Source organism: Variovorax sp. V35 (assembly GCF_041154465.1).
Lineage (GTDB): Bacteria > Pseudomonadota > Gammaproteobacteria > Burkholderiales > Burkholderiaceae_C > Variovorax > Variovorax boronicumulans.
The window spans coordinates 5,523,635-5,543,602 of record NZ_AP028666.1; the positions used below are offsets into that span (position 1 = coordinate 5,523,635).

The 19,968-nt window shown below is 67.2% G+C and carries 18 protein-coding genes; 16 read left to right on the top strand and 2 right to left on the bottom strand.

The genetic code is table 11. From position 1 onward, the window contains the following. Positions 1-127 precede the first annotated feature (127 nt). From ACAM42_RS25390 to accD, 11 genes are all read left to right on the top strand, one after another. Positions 128-1,081, top strand: a complete 954-nt coding sequence (locus tag ACAM42_RS25390) for a LysR substrate-binding domain-containing protein (protein ID WP_369629801.1) — start codon at positions 128-130, stop codon at positions 1,079-1,081. Between the two features lie 48 nt (positions 1,082-1,129). Next, positions 1,130-2,551, top strand: a complete 1,422-nt coding sequence (gene leuC, locus ACAM42_RS25395; RefSeq protein WP_369629802.1) for a 3-isopropylmalate dehydratase large subunit — start codon at positions 1,130-1,132, stop codon at positions 2,549-2,551. Positions 2,552-2,565: 14 nt separating this feature from the next. Beyond that, on the top strand, positions 2,566-3,216 hold the full coding sequence (gene leuD / locus ACAM42_RS25400; RefSeq protein WP_062479700.1) for a 3-isopropylmalate dehydratase small subunit: 651 nt from the start codon (positions 2,566-2,568) through the stop codon (positions 3,214-3,216). 43 nt (positions 3,217-3,259) lie between these two features. Beyond that, positions 3,260-4,348 carry a 3-isopropylmalate dehydrogenase gene (gene leuB / locus ACAM42_RS25405; protein ID WP_062479698.1) on the top strand — a complete coding sequence of 363 codons (1,089 nt, stop codon included), beginning with the start codon at positions 3,260-3,262 and terminating at the stop codon, positions 4,346-4,348. Between the two features lie 90 nt (positions 4,349-4,438). Further along, positions 4,439-5,584, top strand: a complete 1,146-nt coding sequence (asd, locus tag ACAM42_RS25410; RefSeq protein WP_062479697.1) for an aspartate-semialdehyde dehydrogenase — start codon at positions 4,439-4,441, stop codon at positions 5,582-5,584. Between the two features lie 167 nt (positions 5,585-5,751). Further along, complete coding sequence (locus tag ACAM42_RS25415; protein ID WP_369629803.1) at positions 5,752-8,535, top strand: FimV/HubP family polar landmark protein; 2,784 nt, start codon at positions 5,752-5,754, stop codon at positions 8,533-8,535. A gap of 31 nt (positions 8,536-8,566) precedes the next feature. Beyond that, positions 8,567-9,391, top strand: coding sequence for a tRNA pseudouridine(38-40) synthase TruA (gene truA, locus ACAM42_RS25420; RefSeq protein WP_159275650.1), 825 nt, complete (start codon positions 8,567-8,569; stop codon positions 9,389-9,391). Further along, a complete protein-coding gene (locus tag ACAM42_RS25425; protein WP_139702441.1) occupies positions 9,388-10,131 on the top strand; it encodes a phosphoribosylanthranilate isomerase in 744 nt (247 codons plus the stop codon). The genes truA and ACAM42_RS25425 overlap by 4 nt, the downstream gene beginning before the upstream one ends. A 47-nt stretch (positions 10,132-10,178) precedes the next feature. Further along, positions 10,179-11,465: a tryptophan synthase subunit beta gene (gene trpB, locus ACAM42_RS25430; protein ID WP_139702440.1), complete on the top strand. Its 1,287-nt coding sequence runs from the start codon at positions 10,179-10,181 to the stop codon at positions 11,463-11,465. Further along, positions 11,465-12,310 (top strand): tryptophan synthase subunit alpha, encoded by an 846-nt coding sequence (gene trpA, locus ACAM42_RS25435; protein ID WP_159275647.1) that lies wholly within the window; start codon positions 11,465-11,467, stop codon positions 12,308-12,310. Before trpB ends, trpA begins: the two co-directional genes overlap by 1 nt. A 24-nt stretch (positions 12,311-12,334) precedes the next feature. After that, the gene (accD, locus tag ACAM42_RS25440) at positions 12,335-13,207 is read left to right on the top strand and encodes an acetyl-CoA carboxylase, carboxyltransferase subunit beta (RefSeq protein WP_062475492.1); all 873 of its coding nucleotides are present in this window, start codon (positions 12,335-12,337) and stop codon (positions 13,205-13,207) included. An 86-nt stretch (positions 13,208-13,293) separates the two neighbouring features. On the opposite strand, the gene ACAM42_RS25445 is transcribed toward accD, so the two are convergent. Further along, the gene (locus ACAM42_RS25445; RefSeq protein ID WP_056572059.1) at positions 13,294-13,854 is read right to left on the bottom strand and encodes a YggT family protein; all 561 of its coding nucleotides are present in this window, start codon (positions 13,852-13,854) and stop codon (positions 13,294-13,296) included. 49 nt (positions 13,855-13,903) lie between these two features. Between ACAM42_RS25445 and ACAM42_RS25450 the strand changes: the two genes are divergently transcribed. From ACAM42_RS25450 to ACAM42_RS25470, 5 genes are all read left to right on the top strand, one after another. Further along, on the top strand, positions 13,904-14,548 hold the full coding sequence (locus ACAM42_RS25450; RefSeq protein WP_369629804.1) for an LON peptidase substrate-binding domain-containing protein: 645 nt from the start codon (positions 13,904-13,906) through the stop codon (positions 14,546-14,548). 123 nt (positions 14,549-14,671) lie between these two features. Then, positions 14,672-16,234 (top strand): lysine--tRNA ligase, encoded by a 1,563-nt coding sequence (gene lysS, locus ACAM42_RS25455; protein WP_159273206.1) that lies wholly within the window; start codon positions 14,672-14,674, stop codon positions 16,232-16,234. After that, complete coding sequence (locus ACAM42_RS25460) at positions 16,231-17,511, top strand: Hsp70 family protein (RefSeq protein WP_369629805.1); 1,281 nt, start codon at positions 16,231-16,233, stop codon at positions 17,509-17,511. Before lysS ends, ACAM42_RS25460 begins: the two co-directional genes overlap by 4 nt. Then, positions 17,508-18,056: a M48 family metallopeptidase gene (locus ACAM42_RS25465; protein WP_369629806.1), complete on the top strand. Its 549-nt coding sequence runs from the start codon at positions 17,508-17,510 to the stop codon at positions 18,054-18,056. The genes ACAM42_RS25460 and ACAM42_RS25465 overlap by 4 nt, the downstream gene beginning before the upstream one ends. Before the next feature lie 182 nt (positions 18,057-18,238). Beyond that, positions 18,239-19,117 carry a hypothetical protein gene (locus ACAM42_RS25470; RefSeq protein WP_369629807.1) on the top strand — a complete coding sequence of 293 codons (879 nt, stop codon included), beginning with the start codon at positions 18,239-18,241 and terminating at the stop codon, positions 19,115-19,117. Between the two features lie 36 nt (positions 19,118-19,153). Here ACAM42_RS25470 and ACAM42_RS25475 read toward each other — a convergent pair whose 3' ends face one another. Beyond that, complete coding sequence (locus tag ACAM42_RS25475; protein ID WP_369629808.1) at positions 19,154-19,963, bottom strand: galactosyltransferase-related protein; 810 nt, start codon at positions 19,961-19,963, stop codon at positions 19,154-19,156. Positions 19,964-19,968 lie beyond the last annotated feature (5 nt).

Here is a 19,968-nt window from a genome sequence, read left to right on the forward strand (position 1 = left end):
TTTATTGCCCGTTCGGCATGCCCCTCCTCGCCAGCCGGCAGCGAGGTCATCGCGCATCGCGATGGCAAAGGCTTCAAAACAGGAAGAAAATAGCCAACTCATCGCCAAACGCGATGCCCAAGCCCCCATGAGCACGTCCGAACGCAACTTTGCCCGCCGCATCGACCTCACGTCGCTGCAGCTGTTCGTGGCCGTGTGCGAGCTGGGCAGCATCGGGCGCGCGGCGGAGCGCGAGTTCATTGCGGCCTCGGCCGTGAGCAAGCGGCTGTCCGACCTGGAAGCCACGCTCGGCACCGCCCTGCTCTACCGCCATGCGCGCGGCGTCGACCTCACGCCGGCCGGCGAAAGCCTGCTGCACCACGCCCGCTCGGTGCTCTACAGCCTCGAGAAGATGCAGGGCGAGCTCAGCGAATACGCCGACGGCGTGCGCGGGCACGTGCGGGTGCACGCCAACATCTCGGCCATCGTGCAGTTCCTGCCGGAAGACCTGGGCGTGTTCTCGCGCGCGCACGAGGCCATCAAGATCGACCTCGAGGAGCACCTGAGCAGCGAAGTGATCCGCGCGGTGCAGGAAGGCGCGGCCGACCTCGGCGTGTGCCACGTGGCCGGCGGCGCGGGCGAACTGCAGAGCCTTTCCTACCGGCACGACCGCCTCGCACTGATCGTTCCCGAGGGGCACGCGCTGGCCGCGCAGGACGCGATCGATTTCGTCGACTCGCTGGCCTTCGACCACGTGGGCCTGCACACCAACAGCTCGATCTACGTGGCGATGCACGAAGCGGCGCTCGGCGCCGGCCGCAGCGTGAAGCTGCGCATCCACGTCACGGGCCTGGACGCCATGTGCCGGATGATCGACAACGGCCTGGGCATCGGCGTGATGCCGCAGCGCGCCTTCGAACTCATGCACAACGGCATCGGCCGCGGCCTCGTGAGCGTGACGCTCAACGACGCCTGGGCGGCGCGCGAGATCCGGCTGGTGGCGCGCGACTTCTCCACCCTGCCGGTGGCGGCGCGCACGCTGGTGAACCACCTGCACGCGGCGGCCGATTCGGCCGACGCCACCGAACGACTCGCGGCCTAGACCGCGTCGACAGACAATCCATTTCCCCACGAAAGACAAGAGACCGACATGGCACGCACGCTCTACGACAAGATCTGGGACGAACACGTCGTCCACACCGAGGAAGACGGCACCGCGATCCTCTACATCGACCGCCACCTGGTGCACGAAGTGACCAGCCCGCAAGCCTTCGAAGGCCTGCGCGAGGCCGGCCGCAAGCTGTGGCGCATCAGCTCGGTGGTGGCCACTGCCGACCACAACACGCCGACCACCGGCTGGGAGCGCGGCTACGAAGGCATTGCCGACCCGACCAGCAAGGAGCAGGTCACCACGCTGGACCACAACATCGCCGAGTTCGGCGCCGCCGCGTTCTTCCCGTTCCTGAGCAAGCGCCAGGGCATCGTGCACGTGATCGGCCCGGAAAGCGGCGCGACGCTGCCGGGCATGACGGTGGTCTGCGGCGACTCGCACACCTCCACGCACGGCGCGTTCGGCGCGCTCGCGCACGGCATCGGCACCAGCGAGGTCGAACACGTGATGGCCACGCAGACGCTGCTGGGCAAGAAGGCCAAGAACATGCTCGTGAAGGTCGAAGGCAAGCTGCCCTTGGGCTGCACGGCCAAGGACATCGTGCTGGCCATCATCGGCAAGATCGGCACCGCCGGCGGCACGGGCTACACGATCGAATTTGCCGGCTCGGCGATTCGCGACCTGAGCATGGAAGGCCGCATGACGGTCTGCAACATGGCCATCGAGGCCGGCGCGCGCGCCGGGCTGGTGGCGGTCGACGAGAAGACCATCAGCTACGTGAAGGGCCGCCCGCTCGCGCCCACCGGCGTCGAATGGGACCAGGCCGTGAGCTACTGGCGCACGCTGCAGTCCGACCCCGGCGCGACCTTCGACGCCGTGGTCGAGCTCGACGCCACACAGATCCAGCCGCAGGTCACCTGGGGCACCTCGCCCGAAATGGTGGTCGAGATCAACGGCCGCGTGCCCGATCCCGACAAGGAAAAGGACGCCAGCAAGCGCAGCGCCATCGAGCGCGCGCTGGTTTACATGGGCCTGGAGCCCAACAAGGCCATGAACGACATCTTCATCGACAAGGTGTTCATCGGCTCGTGCACCAACAGCCGCATCGAGGACATGCGCGAAGCCGCCGCCGTGGTGAAGAAGCTGGGCCAGAAGGTCGCGAAGAACGTGAAGCTCGCGATGGTCGTGCCCGGTTCGGGTGTGGTGAAGGAACAGGCCGAGCGCGAAGGCCTCGACCTGATCTTCAAGGCTGCGGGCTTCGAATGGCGCGAGCCCGGCTGCTCGATGTGCCTGGCAATGAACGCCGACCGGCTCGAGCCCGGCGAGCGCTGCGCATCGACCAGCAACCGCAACTTCGAAGGCCGCCAGGGCGCCGGTGGCCGCACCCACCTCGTGAGCCCCGCGATGGCCGCCGCCGCAGCCGTGCACGGCCACTTCGTCGACGTGCGCACCTTCGCCTGATCTGGAGACATCACATGCAGAAATTCACCGTGCACAAGGGCCTCGTGGCCCCCATGGACCGCGAGAACGTCGACACCGACGCGATCATTCCCAAGCAGTTCCTCAAGTCGATCAAGAAGACGGGCTTCGGCGTGAACCTGTTCGACGAGTGGCGCTACCTGGACGCCGGCTTTCCGGGCCAGGACCCGGCCAGCCGCAAGCCGAACCCCGACTTCGTGCTGAACCAGCCGCGCTACGCCGGCGCCTCGGTGCTGCTGGCGCGCAAGAACTTCGGCTGCGGCTCGTCGCGCGAGCACGCGCCGTGGGCGCTCGACCAGTACGGCTTTCGCGCGATCATTGCGCCGAGCTATGCGGACATCTTCTTCAACAACAGCTTCAAGAACGGCCTGCTGCCGATCGTGCTGCCCGAGTCGCAGGTCTCGCAGCTGTTCGACGAAGCCTTCGCCTTCCCGGGCTACACGCTGACCATCGACCTGGAACGCCAGGTGGTGGTGAAGCCCGACGGCCAGGAGTTCGCGTTCGACGTGCAGGCCTTCCGCAAGTACTGCCTGATCAACGGGCTGGACGACATCGGCCTCACGCTGCGCCACAAGGACAAGATCAAGGCCTTCGAGACCGAGCGCCTGGCGCAAAAGCCCTGGCTCGCGCACACGATGATCTCGTGATCGGCGGCCTTTCCGTTTTCAAGAAAAAACCTCAGACCAACTTATGAAAATCGCAGTTCTCCCGGGTGACGGCATCGGCACCGAAATCGTGGCGGAAGCCGTCAGGGTGCTCGAAGTCCTCGACCTGAAGTTCGAGATGGAATCGGCTCTGGTCGGCGGCGCGGCCTACGAGGCGCACGGCCACCCGCTGCCCGAATCGACGCTGAAGCTCGCCAAGGACGCCGACGCGGTGCTGTTCGGCGCCGTCGGCGACTGGAAGTACGACAAGCTCGACCGCCCGCTGCGGCCCGAGCAGGCCATCCTGGGGCTGCGCAAGAACCTGGGCCTGTTCGCCAACTTCCGCCCGGCCATCTGCTACGAGCAACTGGTGGGCGCCTCGAGCCTGAAGCCCGAGCTGATCGCGGGCCTGGACATCCTCATCATTCGCGAGCTGACCGGCGACATCTACTTCGGCCAGCCGCGCGGCCGCCGCATCGCCACCGACGGCCACTTCCCGGGCGCCGAGGAAGCCTTCGACACGATGCGCTACTCGCGCCCCGAGGTCGAGCGCATCGCCCGCGTCGCCTTCGAGGCGGCCCGCAAGCGCAGCAAGCGCGTGACCAGCGTGGACAAGGCCAACGTGCTGGAGACCTTCCAGTTCTGGAAGGACATCGTGACCGAGGTCGGCAAGGAGTACCCGGACGTCGAACTCGACCACATGTACGTCGACAACGCAGCCATGCAACTCGTGAAGGCGCCCAAGAAGTTCGACGTGGTGGTCACCGGCAACATGTTCGGCGACATCCTCTCGGACGAGGCCGCGATGCTCACCGGCTCCATCGGCATGCTGCCCTCGGCCTCGCTCAATGCGAGCAACCAGGGCCTGTACGAGCCCAGCCACGGCAGCGCGCCCGACATTGCTGGCAAAGGGGTTGCCAATCCTTTGGCTACAATCCTGTCCGCTGCCATGATGCTCCGCTTCTCCCTCAACCAGCCCGAAGCTGCCGACCGTATCGAGTCGGCGGTCAAGCACGTGCTCGCCTCCGGGCTGCGCACGGGCGACATCTGGTCCGAAGGCACGAAGCGCGTCGGCACCCGCGAAATGGGCGACGCGGTCGTAGCAGCCATCACCAAAAAGACGATTACCGGCTAACCGCAGCCCGCTTCGTCACGCCCTCCCCCGGCCGACGAGTCGGGGGCAAAAAAGACTGATTTTTTCTTTCTTCACTAAGGGCAAACTGAAATGGCGAACGCATCCAAGCAACCTCTGGTCGGCCTCGTGGGCTGGCGCGGCATGGTCGGCTCGGTCCTCATGGACCGCATGCAGGCCGAAGGCGACTTCGGCCTCATCGAGCCGGTCTTCTTCTCGACCTCGAACGCGGGCGGCAAGGCCCCGGCGATGGCCAAGAACGAAACCACGCTCAAGGATGCGAACGACATCGAGGCACTGAAGAAGTGCGACATCGTCATCACCTGCCAGGGCGGCGACTACACCAGCGAGGTCTTCCCCAAGCTGCGCGCCGCCGGCTGGAACGGCCACTGGATCGACGCGGCCTCCACGCTGCGCATGAACGATGACGCGATCATCGTGCTCGACCCCGTCAACCTGCCCGTGATCCAGAACGCGCTCGCCAAGGGCGGCAAGAACTGGGTCGGCGGCAACTGCACCGTCAGCTGCATGCTCATGGGCGTGGGCGCCCTCTACAAGGCCGGCCTGGTCGAGTGGATGACCAGCATGACCTACCAGGCAGCCTCGGGGGGCGGCGCGCAGCACATGCGCGAGCTGCTGACCCAGTTCGGCACCCTGAATGCCGAAGTGCGCGCCCTGCTCGACGACCCGAAGTCGGCCATCCTCGAGATCGACCGCAAGGTGCTGCACAAGCAGCAGAACCTGAGCGCCTCCGAAATCGCCAACTTCGGCGCCCCGCTGGGCGGCTCGCTGATTCCCTGGATCGACAAGGACCTGGGCGACGGCATGTCCAAGGAAGAGTGGAAGGGCGGCGCCGAGACCAACAAGATCCTCGGCCAGGGCGCGGGCTTCGGCACCGCCGCCACGCCGGTGGACGGCTTCTGCGTGCGCATCGGCGCGATGCGCTGCCACAGCCAGGCCCTGACCTTCAAGCTCAAGAAGGACGTGCCGGTGGCCGACATCGAAGCGATGATCGCCGCCGACAACCCCTGGGCCAAGGTCGTGCCGAACACGCGCGAAGCCACCGTGAAGGACCTGACGCCGGTGGCCGTGACGGGCACCATGGACATCCCGGTCGGCCGCATCCGCAAGCTGGCGATGGGCCCCGAGTACGTCGGCGCCTTCACCATCGGCGACCAGCTGCTGTGGGGCGCGGCCGAACCGCTGCGCCGCATGCTGCGCATCCTGCTCGAAGCCTGATGCGGGCAGCTCAGGGCCTTGAAATACAAAAATGTTGCCGAAAGGCAACACAGGATGTCATCGGAAGTATGCGCGCACTGGGTAGATCAGGCGCATTGCCTTGTCAGTGCATGTTGATGATGCTAACGTCCTCTTACAAATTCAGGGCCTGAGCCGCCCCTATCAGCATGACAAGACATCTGTTGCCCGCGGCCCGCCCTTCGGCCGCCCGCCCCGCCCTGCCGTCGAATGGCTGGCGCCTTTCCATCCTGGGTGCCGCTGCGGCCCTGACGCTGGGACTGGCCAGCGCCGATGCCAGCGCCTTCGCGCTGGGGCCGCTGCGGGTGCAGTCGGCACTGGGCGAACCCCTGCGCGCCGAGATCGATGTCACTGAAATGGCCGCCAACGAGGCGGAAGGCCTGAAGATCAACATCGCCACGGCCGAAGCCTTCAAGAACGCAGGCATCCCGTACAACGCGGCCCTCGGCGACGTGAAAGCCACGCTGCAGCGCCGCGCCGGCGGCCAGTACGTCGTGCGCCTGGCCGGCAACCGCCCGCTCAACGACCCCTTCATCGACCTGCTGCTCGAAGCCAATGGCGCCTCGGGCCGCATCGTGCGCGACTACACCGTGCTGCTCGATCCGCCGGCCACGCGCCAGGCGGCAGCCGCGCCGGTCGCGCCCATCGCACCGCAGATCGCCACGCCGGTCGAGCGCCCCGCGCCCGCCCCGCGCGTGCGCCGCGAGCCTGCGCCTGCAGTCGCTGCAACGCCTGCACCCGCTGCGGCTGCACCGGCCCCTGCGACCGCACCGGCTCCTGCGCCGGCACGTGCCGCCGTCGCCGCGCCCAGCGGCGGCAGCGGCGAGCAAGTCACGGTGCGCCGCGGCGACACCGCCGGCAAGATCGCCTCCGCTCACAAGCCCGCCGATGTCTCGCTCGACCAGATGCTGGTCGCGCTGCTGAACGCCAACCCCGACGCCTTCGTCGGCGGCAACGTCAACCGGATGAAGGCCGGTGCCGTGCTCGACCTGCCGAACGCTGCCGCAGCGGCCGCCGTGCCGGCCGCCGACGCACGCCGCACGATCACCGCACAAAGCCGCGACTTCGGCAGCTACCGCCAGCGCCTCGCCGAAAACGCCCCGACCACCAACGTGGCCGCCGCGAGCCGCCAGGCCTCGGGCAAGCTGCAGGCCAGCGTGGAAGACCGCAATGCCGCCGCCAGCGCCCCCGACAAGCTCACAGTGTCGCAAGGCAACGCCGCCGCACGCGCCGCCGACGAAAAGGTCGCGCAGGCCCGCCAGGCGCAGGACAGCAGCAACCGCGTCGCCGAGCTCACGAAGAACATCAACGAGCTGAACAAGCTCAAGGCCGGTACCGGCACGGGCACCGGATCGTCCGCTGCGGCCGCCGCGCCTGCAGCGCCGGCCACCACGCCCGGCATCGCCGTTCCCGCGCCGCTGACCGGTGCCACGACGCCGACGCCAGCGGTCGCGGCCGCTCCTGTGCCCGCCGCGGCCGCCGCAGCCACTGCACCGGCAACGCCGGCGCCGGCAGCCGCTCCCGCTGCAACGCCCCCCGTCGCCGCGGCCTCCGCTGCAGCACCCGCCGCACCGTCGGCCACCGACGCAGCCGCCCTGCCCGTGGCAGCCGCAGCCAGCGCTGCAGCCGCCGCCGCGCCCATCGTCGCTCCCAAGCCTGTGGTCAAGGCCGCACCGCCGCCGCCCCCGCCGGAACGCAGCTTCCTCGAGGAGCTGCTCGACAACCCGCTGATGCTCGCGGGCGCCGCGCTGATCGCGCTGCTGGTCGGCTTCCTGCTGTACCGCGTGCTGGGCCGCCGCCGCGAAGAAATGAGCGAAAGCGTGTTCCTCGAGAGCCGCATCCCCAAGGACTCGTTCTTCGGCGCCAGCGGCGGCGAATCGGTCGACACCAAGAACCGCGGCGACTCCACCGTGTCGTCGCTGTCGTACTCGCCGAGCCAGCTCGACGCGGGCGATGTCGACCCGGTCGCCGAAGCCGACGTCTACCTCGCCTATGGCCGCGACCTGCAGGCCGAGGAAATCCTGCGTGAAGCGCTGCGCCTGAACCCGGACCGCACCGCCATCCACCTCAAGCTGCTCGAAATCCACGCCAAGCGCCGCGATGTGCGCGCCTTCGACGGCCTCGCCACCGAAGTGCACAAGCTGACCAATGGCGCGGGCTCCGAATGGAACCGCGTGGTCGATATGGGCAAGGACCTCGACCCGGGCAACCCGCTGTACGAATCGGGCACGGGCACCTCGCGAGGCGCCAGCCAGGCCGAAACCGCCGCATTCGCCGGCGCGCTGGCCGCCGCCGCCAAGCCGGCTGCTGTCGCCGCGGCCGCCGTCGTGGCACCGCCGCCCCCGGCCGCACCGCCCGTGGCGTCGGCCCCGCCGGCCTTCATGCCCTCGGTCGCACCACTGGACTTCGACCTCGACCTGACCCAGCCGCCCGCACCGGCACCTGCTCCGGTGGGTGCCAGCCTGCCGAAGTCGGTCTACGCGCCGACGGCCGCACCGGCCCCGCTGAGCAACGGCCACGCCGCAGCACCTGTCGATCTCGAAAACGATTTCGACACGGCCCCCGGCGCCCTGACTGCCCATACGCGCCCCTCGTCGCTGAACGACGCGGAGCACAACACCCGCCCGGCCATGCTGCGCGACACGCTGCCTGCGGACTCGGGCTTCATCGAGTTCGACATGAGCGCCCTCGCCGGCCTGCCGGCCCGCTCCGCCGCCGCCGAAGCACCGCGCTCTGCGGCCGTGGCCACCTCGCCGTCCGCCCTGGACGACGACGGTGACGACAACCCGCACGCCGTGAAACTCTCGCTGGCCCGCGAACTGCAGGCCATCGGCGACGTCGAAGGCGCGCGCTCGCTGGTCGAGGAAGTCGAAGCCGAAAGCGCCGGCGACCTCAAGTCGCAAGCCAAGCAGCTGCTCGCCGAACTGCGCTGAGCCGCTTGCCGACTGCCCTTCTGATCGCTTCGTGAGGCTGGCACTCGGCATCCGCTACAACGGCCAGGCATACGAGGGCTGGCAGAGCCAGCGCTCGGGCCGCACGGTGCAGGACAAGCTCGAAGCCGCCCTCGCGAAGTTCGCCGGCCTGCCCGCCGGCAGCCGGGTCAGCACGCTGTGCGCCGGCCGCACCGATGCCGGCGTGCACGGGCTGATGCAGGTGGTGCATTTCGACACCGACATCGAACGCGATCCGTTCTCCTGGATGCGCGGCACCAACCGCTACCTACCCGACGACATCGCGGTGCAGTGGGCGCACCCGGTGCCCGCCGAATTCCATTGCCGCGCCAGCGCCCTGGCACGCCGCTACGTCTACGTGCTCTCGCAATCGCCCGTGCGCCCCAGCCTCGATGCGGGCCGGGTCGGCTGGTCGATGTACCCGCTCGACGGCGATGCGATGCGCGCCGCGGCGGCGCTGCTGGTCGGCCGGCACGACTTCAGCTCGTTCCGCGCCTCGGCCTGCCAGGCCCTCTCGCCGGTCAAGGACCTGCGGCGCCTCGAGATCACGCGCGTGGGCGACGGTGAGCGCTGCCGCTGGCACTTCGAGTTCGAGGCCGACGCCTTCCTGCACCACATGATCCGCAACCTGATGGGCAGCCTGGTGCGCATCGGCCGCGGCGATGAACGGCCCGAATGGATCACCGAGGTGCTCGAGGCGCGCAGCCGCAAGGTGGCCGCGCCCACCTTCTCCGCCGACGGCCTGTACTTCCTCGGCCCGTTGTACGACGCCAAGTGGGGTCTGCCGGCCGAGGCCACGTTCCAGGGCGAGCGGGCTTCGTATGATGGCCCGCCATGACATCTCCTGCTCCTCTCGCCCCACGCACCCGCATCAAGATCTGTGGCCTCACGCGTGAGGCCGACGTGGACGCGGCGGTCGAGGCCGGCGCCGACGCGATCGGTTTCGTGCTCTACCCGAAGAGCCCGCGCGCCGTGAGCGTCGAACGCGCCGCCGAACTGGCCTCGCGCCTGCCGCCCTTCATCACGCCCGTGCTGCTGTTCGTGAACGCGGACGCTCCCGAAGTCCTGGCCTCCCTGGCCCGCGTGAAAGGCGCGATCGCGCAGTTCCACGGGGAAGAAACGCCCGAACAGTGCGAGGAAGCCACCGGCCCGGGACGCTTTCGTTACATGCGCGCCGCCCGGATTCCGCTGGGGGCTGCCGGGGCCGGCTTCGACCTCGTAAAATACGCGTCCGATTACTCCCGCGCCCAGGCCATCCTGCTCGACGCCCATGTCGAAGGTTATGGCGGAGGCGGCAAGGCTTTCGATTGGTCACTTCTTCCACCCGCCGTCGACGCTCACCTCGTCTTGAGTGGTGGGCTCACACCTGCAAACGTGAGCGATGGCATTCACAGCCTGCGGACGCGCTGCAAGACGCTGTCCGTTGATGTGAGCTCGGGCGTCGAAATCGACGGTCCCGGGCACAAGGGCCTCAAGGACGCCGGAAAGATCCGGGCATTCGTCGCCGCCGTGAGAGCCGCAGATGCGGCGAACACTGTCAAAGCCTCGGCTGCCGACGCTTCGTCCTTCTCCAGTTAGCCGCCGCACCCGATCGCATTCGGGCTGCGGCCCATCGATCGAGAACCATGCAAAGCCAATTCCAGGACTACCAGCAACCCGACGCCAGCGGCCACTTCGGCCCCTACGGCGGCACCTTCGCGAGCGAGACGCTCACTCACGCGATCAACGAGCTGCGCGACGCGTATGCGAAGTTCAAGGACGACCCGGCCTTCCTGGCCGAGTTCCACTACGAGCTGAAGCACTTCGTCGGCCGCCCCTCGCCGATCTACCACGCCGCGCGCACCAGCCGCGAAATGGGCGGCGCGCAGATCTACCTGAAGCGTGAAGACCTCAACCACACCGGCGCCCACAAGATCAACAACGTGATCGGCCAGGCGATGCTCGCGCGCCGCATGGGCAAGCCCCGCGTGATCGCCGAGACCGGCGCCGGCCAGCACGGCGTGGCCACGGCCACCATCTGCGCGCGCTACGGCCTCGAATGCGTGGTCTACATGGGCAGCCAGGACGTGAAGCGCCAGAGCCCCAACGTCTACCGCATGAACCTGCTGGGCGCGACCGTCGTGCCCGTCGAATCGGGCAGCAAGACGTTGAAGGACGCGCTCAACGAGGCGATGCGCGACTGGGTCACCAACGTCGAGAACACCTTCTACATCATCGGCACGGTGGCGGGCCCGCACCCCTACCCGACGATGGTGCGCGACTTCCAGAGCGTGATCGGCACCGAGTGCATCGCGCAGATGCCCGCCATGCTGGCGGCCGACGGCATCACCGGTGAAGCCGAGGGCAAGCAGCCCGACGTGGTGGTCGCCTGTGTGGGCGGCGGCAGCAATGCGATCGGCATCTTCCACCCCTACATTCCGTTCGCGGGCACGCGCCTCATCGGCGTGGAAGCCGCCGGCGAAGGCCTGGACAGCGGCAAGCACGCCGCCTCGATCCTGCGTGGCAGCCCCGGCGTGCTGCACGGCAACCGCACCTACCTGCTGCAGAACGACGACGGCCAGATCACCGAGACGCACAGCGTCAGCGCCGGCCTCGACTACCCGGGCGTCGGCCCCGAGCACGCCTACCTGGCCGACATCGGCCGCGCCGAGTACGTCGGCATCACCGACGTCGAGGCGCTCGAAGCCTTCCACTACCTGTGCCGCACGGAGGGCATCATTCCCGCGCTCGAATCCAGCCACGCCCTGGCCTACGCCCTGAAGCTCGCCAAGACCATGCGCCCCGACCAGTCCATCCTCGTGAACCTCTCGGGCCGCGGCGACAAGGACATCGGCACCGTCGCCGACCTGTCGGGTGTCGATTTCTACGACCGCCCCTCGATGCGCGGTCTGAGCGTGAAGGGAGGCAAGTGATGAGCCGCATTGCCGCCAAGTTCCAGGCCCTGCAAACGCAAGGCCGTCGCGCGCTGATCCCCTACGTCACCGCCGGTTTCCCCTTCGCCGACATCACGCCCGAGCTCATGCACGGCATGGTCGAGGCCGGTGCCGACGTGATCGAGCTGGGCGTGCCCTTCTCCGACCCGATGGCCGACGGCCCCGTGATCCAGAAGGCCGGCGAGGCCGCGCTGGCGCTGGGCGTCGGCATGAAGCAGGTGCTCGCCATGGTGGCGGCCTTCCGCGCCAAAGACACGACCACGCCGGTCGTGCTCATGGGCTACGCCAACCCGGTCGAGCGCTACGACCTCGTGCACGGCAAGAAGGCCTTCATCCGCGACGCGGCCGCGGCCGGCGTCGATGGCCTGCTGGTCGTCGACTACCCGCCCGAGGAATGCGAGGACTTCGCCGCCGACCTGAAAGCCGCCGGCATCGACCTGATCTTCCTGCTGGCCCCCACGAGCACCCCCGAGCGCATGGCGCAGGTGGCGCGCATCGCGAGCGGCTACGTGTACTACGTGTCGCTCAAGGGCGTGACCGGCGCCGGCCACCTCGACACCGAGGCGGTCGGGCGCATGATCCCGCGCATTCGGGAGCACGTGAGCATCCCCGTCGGCGTGGGCTTCGGCATCCGCGACGCGCGCACGGCGCAGGCCATCGGCTCGGCGGCGGACGCCGTGGTCATCGGCACGAAGATCATTCAACTCATCGAAGACCAGCCCCGCGACAACGTGGTGCCCACGGTGCGCGAATTCCTGGCCGGCATCCGCGAGGCGCTCGACGCCCTGCCGGCCGCCACGGCCAAGAACGCGGCTGGTCGATAATCACTGCCCTCACAAGGAGCCCCCATGAGCTGGCTTGAAAAACTGCTACCCGCCAAGATCGCACAAACCGACCCGTCCGAGCGCCGCCAGGTGCCCGAGGGCCTGTGGATCAAATGCCCGGCCTGCGAGACCGTTCTGTACAAGACCGACCTCGAGCACAACCAAAACGTCTGCCCGAGCTGCAGCCACCACCACCGCATCGGCGCCCGCGCCCGGCTCGATGCGTTCCTGGACGCCGAAGGCCGCTACGAAGTCGGCCAGGAAGTGCTGCCGGTCGACGCCCTGAAGTTCAAGGACAGCCGCAAGTACCCTGAGCGCCTGAAGGAAGCGCTGGAGAACACCGGCGAGACCGACGCGCTGGTCGTCATGGGCGGCTCGGTCCACAGCATCAGCGTGGTCGTGGCCTGCTTCGAGTTCGAGTTCATGGGCGGTTCCATGGGCAGCGTGGTCGGCGAGCGTTTCGTGCGCGGCGTCGAGACCGCCATCGAGCAGAAGGTGCCCTTCGTGTGCTTCACCGCCACCGGCGGCGCGCGCATGCAGGAAGGCCTGCTCTCGCTGATGCAGATGGCCAAGACCAACGCCGCGCTCACCCGCCTGGCGAAGAAGGGCCTGCCCTACATCAGCGTGCTGACCGACCCGACCATGGGCGGCGTGAGCGCCGGCTTCGCCTTCGTGGGCGACGTGGTGATCGCCGAGCCCAAGGCGCTGATTGGCTTTGCCGGCCCGCGCGTGATCGAGTCGACCGTGCGCGTGACGCTGCCCGAAGGCTTCCAGCGCGCCGAGTTCCTGCAGACCAAGGGCGCGATCGACTTCATCAGCGACCGCCGCGAACTGCGCAAAACCATCGCCAGCACGCTGGCCATGCTGCTGCGCCAGCCGGCCGACGCGGTGCTCTGACCTTCACCGTAGCTCAGGCTCCGGCCTGAACGCCCGCACGCCGAAAGGCGGTGCGGGCGTTTTGCTGTCTGGGGTACCCCGACGCGTCAGGCGCCGAGCCGGAACGCGAAGACCAGCAGGTTGCCCAGCACGATCGCCACCACCTGCAGCACCACGATGGCGGCCAGCGGCGACAGGTCGACGCCGCCGATCAGCGGAATGAAGCGCCGGAACGGCCGCACCAGCGGCTCGGCCAGGCGCGAGATCAGGTCGAGCAGCATCGGCGACGCGCCCGGAATCCACGACAGCACCGCGTACACCACCAGCAGCGCCGTCAGGCCCGACACCGCCAGCTGCAGCAGGCCGACCAGCGACACCAGCGGCAGCGCCGTGATCCGCGCCAGGCTGCCGGCCAACAGCCACAGCACCAGGAACTTGAGCATCACCAGCAGCCAGGCCGCGATCAGGCTCGCGAGGTCCCAGCGCTTCACCGCGGGCACGATGCGCCGCAGCGGCAGCACGATCCAGTCGGTGATGGCGAACACGAAACGCCCCAGCGGATTGCCGAAGGGCACGCGGTGGTACTGCATGTACAGGCGCAGCAGGCAGGCGCCACCGAGCAGGCCGACGATCACGTCGAGAAGAAACGAAGGAATCTGATAGAGCATGGGGCGCAGCCGTGAGCGGAATGCGATGATAGCCACGCAAGGTTCTTCGATGACGACACAACCCCTTTTGCATTCACTGCCATTGTTCCCACTCGGCACGGTTCTCTTCCCCGGCGGCCTGCTGCCCTTGCGCATCTTCGAGGTCCGCTACCTCGACATGATCGGCAAGTGCCGCAAGGCCGGTGCCCCCTTCGGCGTGGTCAGCCTGACGAGCGGCGCCGAGGTGCGCAAGGCCGGCGCCGAAGCCGAGAGCTTTGCCGCCGTCGGCACGCTCGCCGACATCCGCACCTTCGACGCCCCGCAAAGCGGCCTGCTGCAGATCGAATGCGTCGGCACGCAGCGCTTTCGCGTGCGCAGCAGCGAGCTGCAGAAGCACGGCCTGTGGATCGCCGAGGTCGAAGCCGTCGCCGACGACGTCGACCTCGAAATTCCCGACGACCTGCGCCACACCGCCACCGCGCTGCGCCGCCTGATCGACACCCTCGAAGAGCGCCGCCACGCGCAGGGCGACACCGTGCGCCTGCCGATCGGTGCGCCCTACCGCCTCGACGACTGCGGGTGGGTGGCCAACCGCTGGTGCGAGCTGGTGCCGATGCAGGTCGAGCTGAAGCAGCGCCTGATGGAACTCGACAGCCCGCTGATGCGGCTGGAGCTGGTGAGCGACCTGCTGGCGCGCACCGGCATCACTGAATAGTTCGCTTCTTTTTTCATAGCGTGTTGCGCAGGATTGACGGGCGCTCGCAGGCGGTTTCATTCAAGACCGATCAGCTAAAATGCCGGGCTCGCGCACGCTCCGGTTGCGCCTCATCCGCTCCTCATGTCCGATCACCTGACCCCTCCCATTCCCGCGCCCGCTGCTGCCCCCTCCTCGGCACCCGCCGTCGACGACAACCAGCTCATCGTCGAACGCCGCGAAAAGCTCAAGCTGCTGCGCACGGCGCAGACCGAAGGCAAGGGGGTCGCGTTCCCGAACGACTTCAAGCCCGGCCACCGCGCCGCGGCGCTGGTCGAGCAGCACGGCGGCACCGAGCCGGAAGCCCTGGAAGCACAGGCCGTCGCCGTCAGCGTGGCCGGCCGCATGATGCTCAAGCGCGTGATGGGCAAGGCCAGCTTCGCGACCGTGCAGGATGCCACCGGCCGCATCCAGCTGTACGTGACGCGCGACGCCATCGGCGAAGAGGCGTACGCCGACTTCAAGCGCTGGGACCTCGGCGACATCCTCGGTGCCGAAGGCACGCTGATGAAGACCAAGACCGGCGAGCTGTCGATCAAGGTCAGCCGCCTGCGCCTGCTCACCAAGAGCCTGCGTCCGCTGCCCGACAAGTTCCACGGCATGGCCGACCAGGAGCAGAAGTACCGCCAGCGCTATGTCGACCTGATCACCGACGAATCGGCCCGTGTGCGCTTCACCGCGCGCAGCAAGGCCGTGAGCGCGCTGCGCGAGTTCATGGTGGCCAACGACTTCCTCGAGGTCGAGACGCCCATGCTGCACCCGATCCCGGGCGGCGCCAACGCCAAGCCGTTCAAGACGCACCACAACGCGCTCGACCAGGAAATGTTCCTGCGCATCGCGCCCGAGCTGTACCTCAAGCGCCTGATCGTCGGCGGCTTCGAGCGCGTGTTCGAGATCAACCGGAGCTACCGCAACGAGGGCATCTCGGTGCGGCACAACCCCGAGTTCACGATGATGGAGTTCTACGCGGCCTACTGGAACTACCGCGACCTGATGGACTTCACCGAGACGCTGATCCGCACCATCGCCGACAAGGCCGTGGGCACGCAGCAGCTCACCTACGGCGGCAAGGCCGTCGACCTGACGCAGCCCTTCGAGCGCCTGACGATCCGCGAAGCGATCCTCAAGCACACCGATGCCGGTGACGGCGTGGACGACACCGCCTGGCTCATCAACGCCCTGCGCAAGCTCGGCCTGAGCGAAGAAAAGGACAAGCTCTCGCAGCGCAGCCTCGCCAGCCTGCAGGTGATGTACTTCGAGGAGACCGTGGAAGAGAAGCTCTGGCAGCCGACCTTCATCATGGAGCACCCGACCGAGATCTCGCCGCTGGCACGCGCCAACGACGAGCGCCCCGAGGTCACCGAGCGCTTCGAGCTGTACATCACGGGCCGCGAATTCGGCAACGGCTTCAGCGAGCTGAACGACGCCGAAGACCAGGCCGCGCGCTTCAACGCGCAGGTGGCCGCCAAGGACAGCGGCGACGACGAAGCCATGTTCTACGACCACGACTTCGTGCGCGCCCTCGAATACGGCATGCCGCCCACCGGCGGCTGCGGCATCGGCATCGACCGCCTGATGATGCTGCTGACCGATTCGCCGAGCATCCGCGACGTGATCCTGTTCCCGGCGCTGCGCAGGGAATCTTGAGCGTGTTGTCACCGTCGTCGCTGCCGACGATCGGCATCGACTTCGGCACCTCCAACTCCGCCGTGGCCTGCCGGGTCGACGGCGTGGCCCGCCTGCTGCCCATCGAAGGCGCGGCCACCACCTTGCCCACCGCGATCTTCTTCAACGCCGAAGACCGCACGACCCACTTCGGTCGCGACGCCATCGGCCAATACCTCTCGGGCACCGAAGGCCGCCTGATGCGCTCGCTGAAGAGCCTGCTCGGCAGCGCGCTGATGCAGGAGAAGACCGCCATCTACGACGGCCTTGTGAGCTTCGAGGACATCATCGCGCGCTTCCTGCGCGAACTGGCCATGCGCGCCAGCCGCGAACTCGGCCAGATGCCCGAGCGCGTGGTGATCGGGCGACCCGTGCATTTCGTGGATGACGATCCGAAACGCGATGAGCGTGCCGAGGAAAGCCTGCGCCACGCGGCCCGCGCCGCGGGCTTTCGCGAGATCGGCTTCCAGCTCGAACCGATCGCAGCCGCCTTCGACTACGAGCAGCGCATCACCAAAGAGTCGATCGTTCTCATCGTCGACATCGGCGGCGGCACCTCCGACTTCACCGTCGTGCGCGTCGGCCCCGAGCGAGCTGCACGCGAGGACCGCACCGACGACGTGCTGGCCACCAGCGGCGTGCACATCGGCGGCACCGATTTCGACCAGCGCCTGAACCTCGAACGCGTGATGCCGCAGTTCGGCTTTCGCCACACCGGGCCGCAAGGGCGCGAGGTGCCGAGCAAGGTGTTCTTCGAACTCTCGTCCTGGCACCTGATCAACTGGCTCTACGCCGCCAAGGCGGTGCGCCAGGCGAAAGACCTGCGCACGAGCTACGGCGACACGCGGTTGCACGACCGGCTGATGACCGTGCTCGAAGAACGGCACGGCCACCGCATCGCGAGCGCGGTGGAAGCGGCCAAGATCGATGCGTCAGTGACCGACGCGGCGACAGCCATCGACCTCTCCTGCGCCGAGCGCGGACTGGTGGCCTCGCTCACACCGGACGATATGGCGCAGCAGCTGGCCGGCCCGCTCGAGAACGTGATCGCCTGCGCACATGCGTGCGTCAAGCGCGCCAGCTTGCGCAGCAGCGACCTCGATGCGATCTACCTCACCGGCGGCTCTTCGGCGCTGCGGCCATTCCAGCACGCTCTGCGCAAGAGCTTTGCGGGCGTGAACCTGGTCGAAGGCGACCTGTTCGGTGGCGTGGCCACGGGGCTGGCCTGCGCGGCGCACACGGAGCGCCGTCGCGCATGAAGTACCTGGCGGGCTATCCGGCGCCCCTGCTGGACCAGGTCCGCCAGTTGGTCGCCGAGGACAAGCTGGGGGTGCTGCTCGGCAAGCGCTATCCCGACGGCGTGCACGGCATCCAGACCGATCGCGCACTCTACGACTACGTGACCGAACTCAAGAACGAGTTCATGCGCAAGGCCGCCCCGCTGTCGAAGGTGATGTTCGACAACAAGCTGCACGTGATCCGCAACGCGCTGGGCACACACACCACGGTGTCGCGCGTGCAGGGCGGGAAGCTCAAGGCCAAGCGCGAGATTCGGGTGGCGAGCCTGTTCAAGGACGTGCCCCTGGCGTTGTTGCGGATGATCGTCGTGCACGAGCTCGCGCACATGAAGGAGCGCGACCACGACAAGGCTTTTTACGCGCTGTGCATGCACATGGAGCCGGACTATCGGCAACTTGAATTCGACTTGCGGCTGTATCTGACGCACCTGGATTCAGACGGAACGCCGCTCTGGGCATCGAACGGCCGCGCTCATCGTCTGGCCGCCGAGTCAAACGGGGCGTAAACTTTTTCAGCTCGCAGGCGTTGGGCAAGATCCCGAGTGACTGCGAGGAGTGAAAAAATGAAACTCCTGATCACAGGCATCAACGGGTTTTGCAGGAAAAATGCTGTGACCAACGAAAATCTTGATCGAGCCCACCTCGACACCTTTGCTCGCAGGCAGCGCCCCTAGCCCGTGATCATTCAATGAATCCGAAACTGCATCTCACTTCTGTCGGCGACCCGCAAATGGTCGGGGAGATCGTCGAAGGCTTCCGGCTGGGATTGTGCGAGCTCGGGTACGACGTCACGTGGAACTACGCTCAGATCGATGCGGCTCGAGTCAACATCATCATGTTCGGGGCCGCATCGCTGAAGTGGAAGGATCTCGCTCATCTGGCGCCGAACTGCATCGTCGTGAACGTCGAGCAACTCGTGGAGGGTGGAAACGCCTTCAATCCGATCTATCTGGAAGTTCTGCGTAACAGCTACGTGTGGGAGTACAGCGAGCTGAACTTTAGAAGGTACGCGGAACTCGGCATACCGCACGCCAGCCTGGTTCCACTCGGCTACCAGGCCGGGGCGATCCTGGCGCCGCCGGAAGCTCAGGCCCCTCCCGTGGAAGACATCGATGTGCTTTTCTTCGGCAGCCTGAATGCGCGGCGACATCGCCTCCTCGATGAAATGCGCGAGCGAGGGTTGCGTGTCGAAGCACATCACTCGATTCCTGCCGAAGAGAGGTCTGCGCTCCTGATGCGAAGCAAGTTGATGCTCAATGTGAGCTATCTTGACACCACGCGAACCGTGGAGCTTCCGCGGCTGGCCGTAGGATTTGTCGCAAGGAAAGCCATCCTCACGGAGATCTACGATGACAGCGAATTGCGCGCCGAGTTGCGCCAGGGCCTTTTCGGCGTCCCCTACGAGCAGCTGGTCGACACAGCAGAGCGACTGATTTCCACGCCCGAGCAGTTGCGCGAACGCGCCGACCTGGGGCATCGGCTATTTACCGCGAAGTCCCAGGCTTCGTTCATTCAGCCAGCACTGAAACAATTCTTCGCTTGGCGCGAGAACCAGGCTGCGCGCTGATTCAGTTGACGGTTGAGGTGGGTTCGCCGCTCGGTTTCAGCGAAAAAAATCGGCCAACTCGCGCGCGAGTGTTTCCAACTCTTCCTGCGACATGCTCTCGATGGCGTTCGACGCGCGCAAGTTGTCGGAGTCGCGGATGCTCTCGATCAATGCATTGCGAGAACCCGAGTCGTGGTGCAAATGGAAGAGGGGCACGGGTATCGAGTGCCAGCGCAACCCCAGCCGCCCCGCCCTGCGCAGCAGTTCATCGTCCTCGCCGCCCCACCCCTCCAGGCGCGCGTTGTATCCGCCGACGCGGATGTACTCGCTGCGCTTGAACAGCACAATGCCCCCGTTGGCATTCGAGTACAGCACGCTGGTGTCCGCAGGCAACTGCTCCGCGTTGATCGATGCGAACCATGCGTAGTCGGGCGACTGCATGAAATTGCGCTTGAGCTCGCCGGCAATGTTGATGACGTTCCAGTAAGGGCACAGTACGTCGCTGTCGCCTCGGTCCAGCAGCGCATCGACGCAGCCGCGCAGCGTTGACGGTTGGGCAATGGAGTCGGCGTCATGGAAGCAGATGACAGGGCTGCGGGCCAGCCGAACGCCCGTGTTGTAGAGCATCGATTTGGGAAACGGCCCGTCGTGGTGGATGAAGACATGCCGGATCTTCGGATCATTCAACCTCTGCCACTCGAAGCGCGGAGTCGGCGCAGCCTCCATCAACCACAACCGGTAGTCGGTATAGGTGCGGCCCAGATGCGCCAGCACGGCGTAGAGGTTCTCTCGCCGCTCTTCATTCGCCTCCCTGTAGGAGACGATGATGTCGATATCACGAAGGGAGATCTTGTCGGCTTCGGCCATGGGAC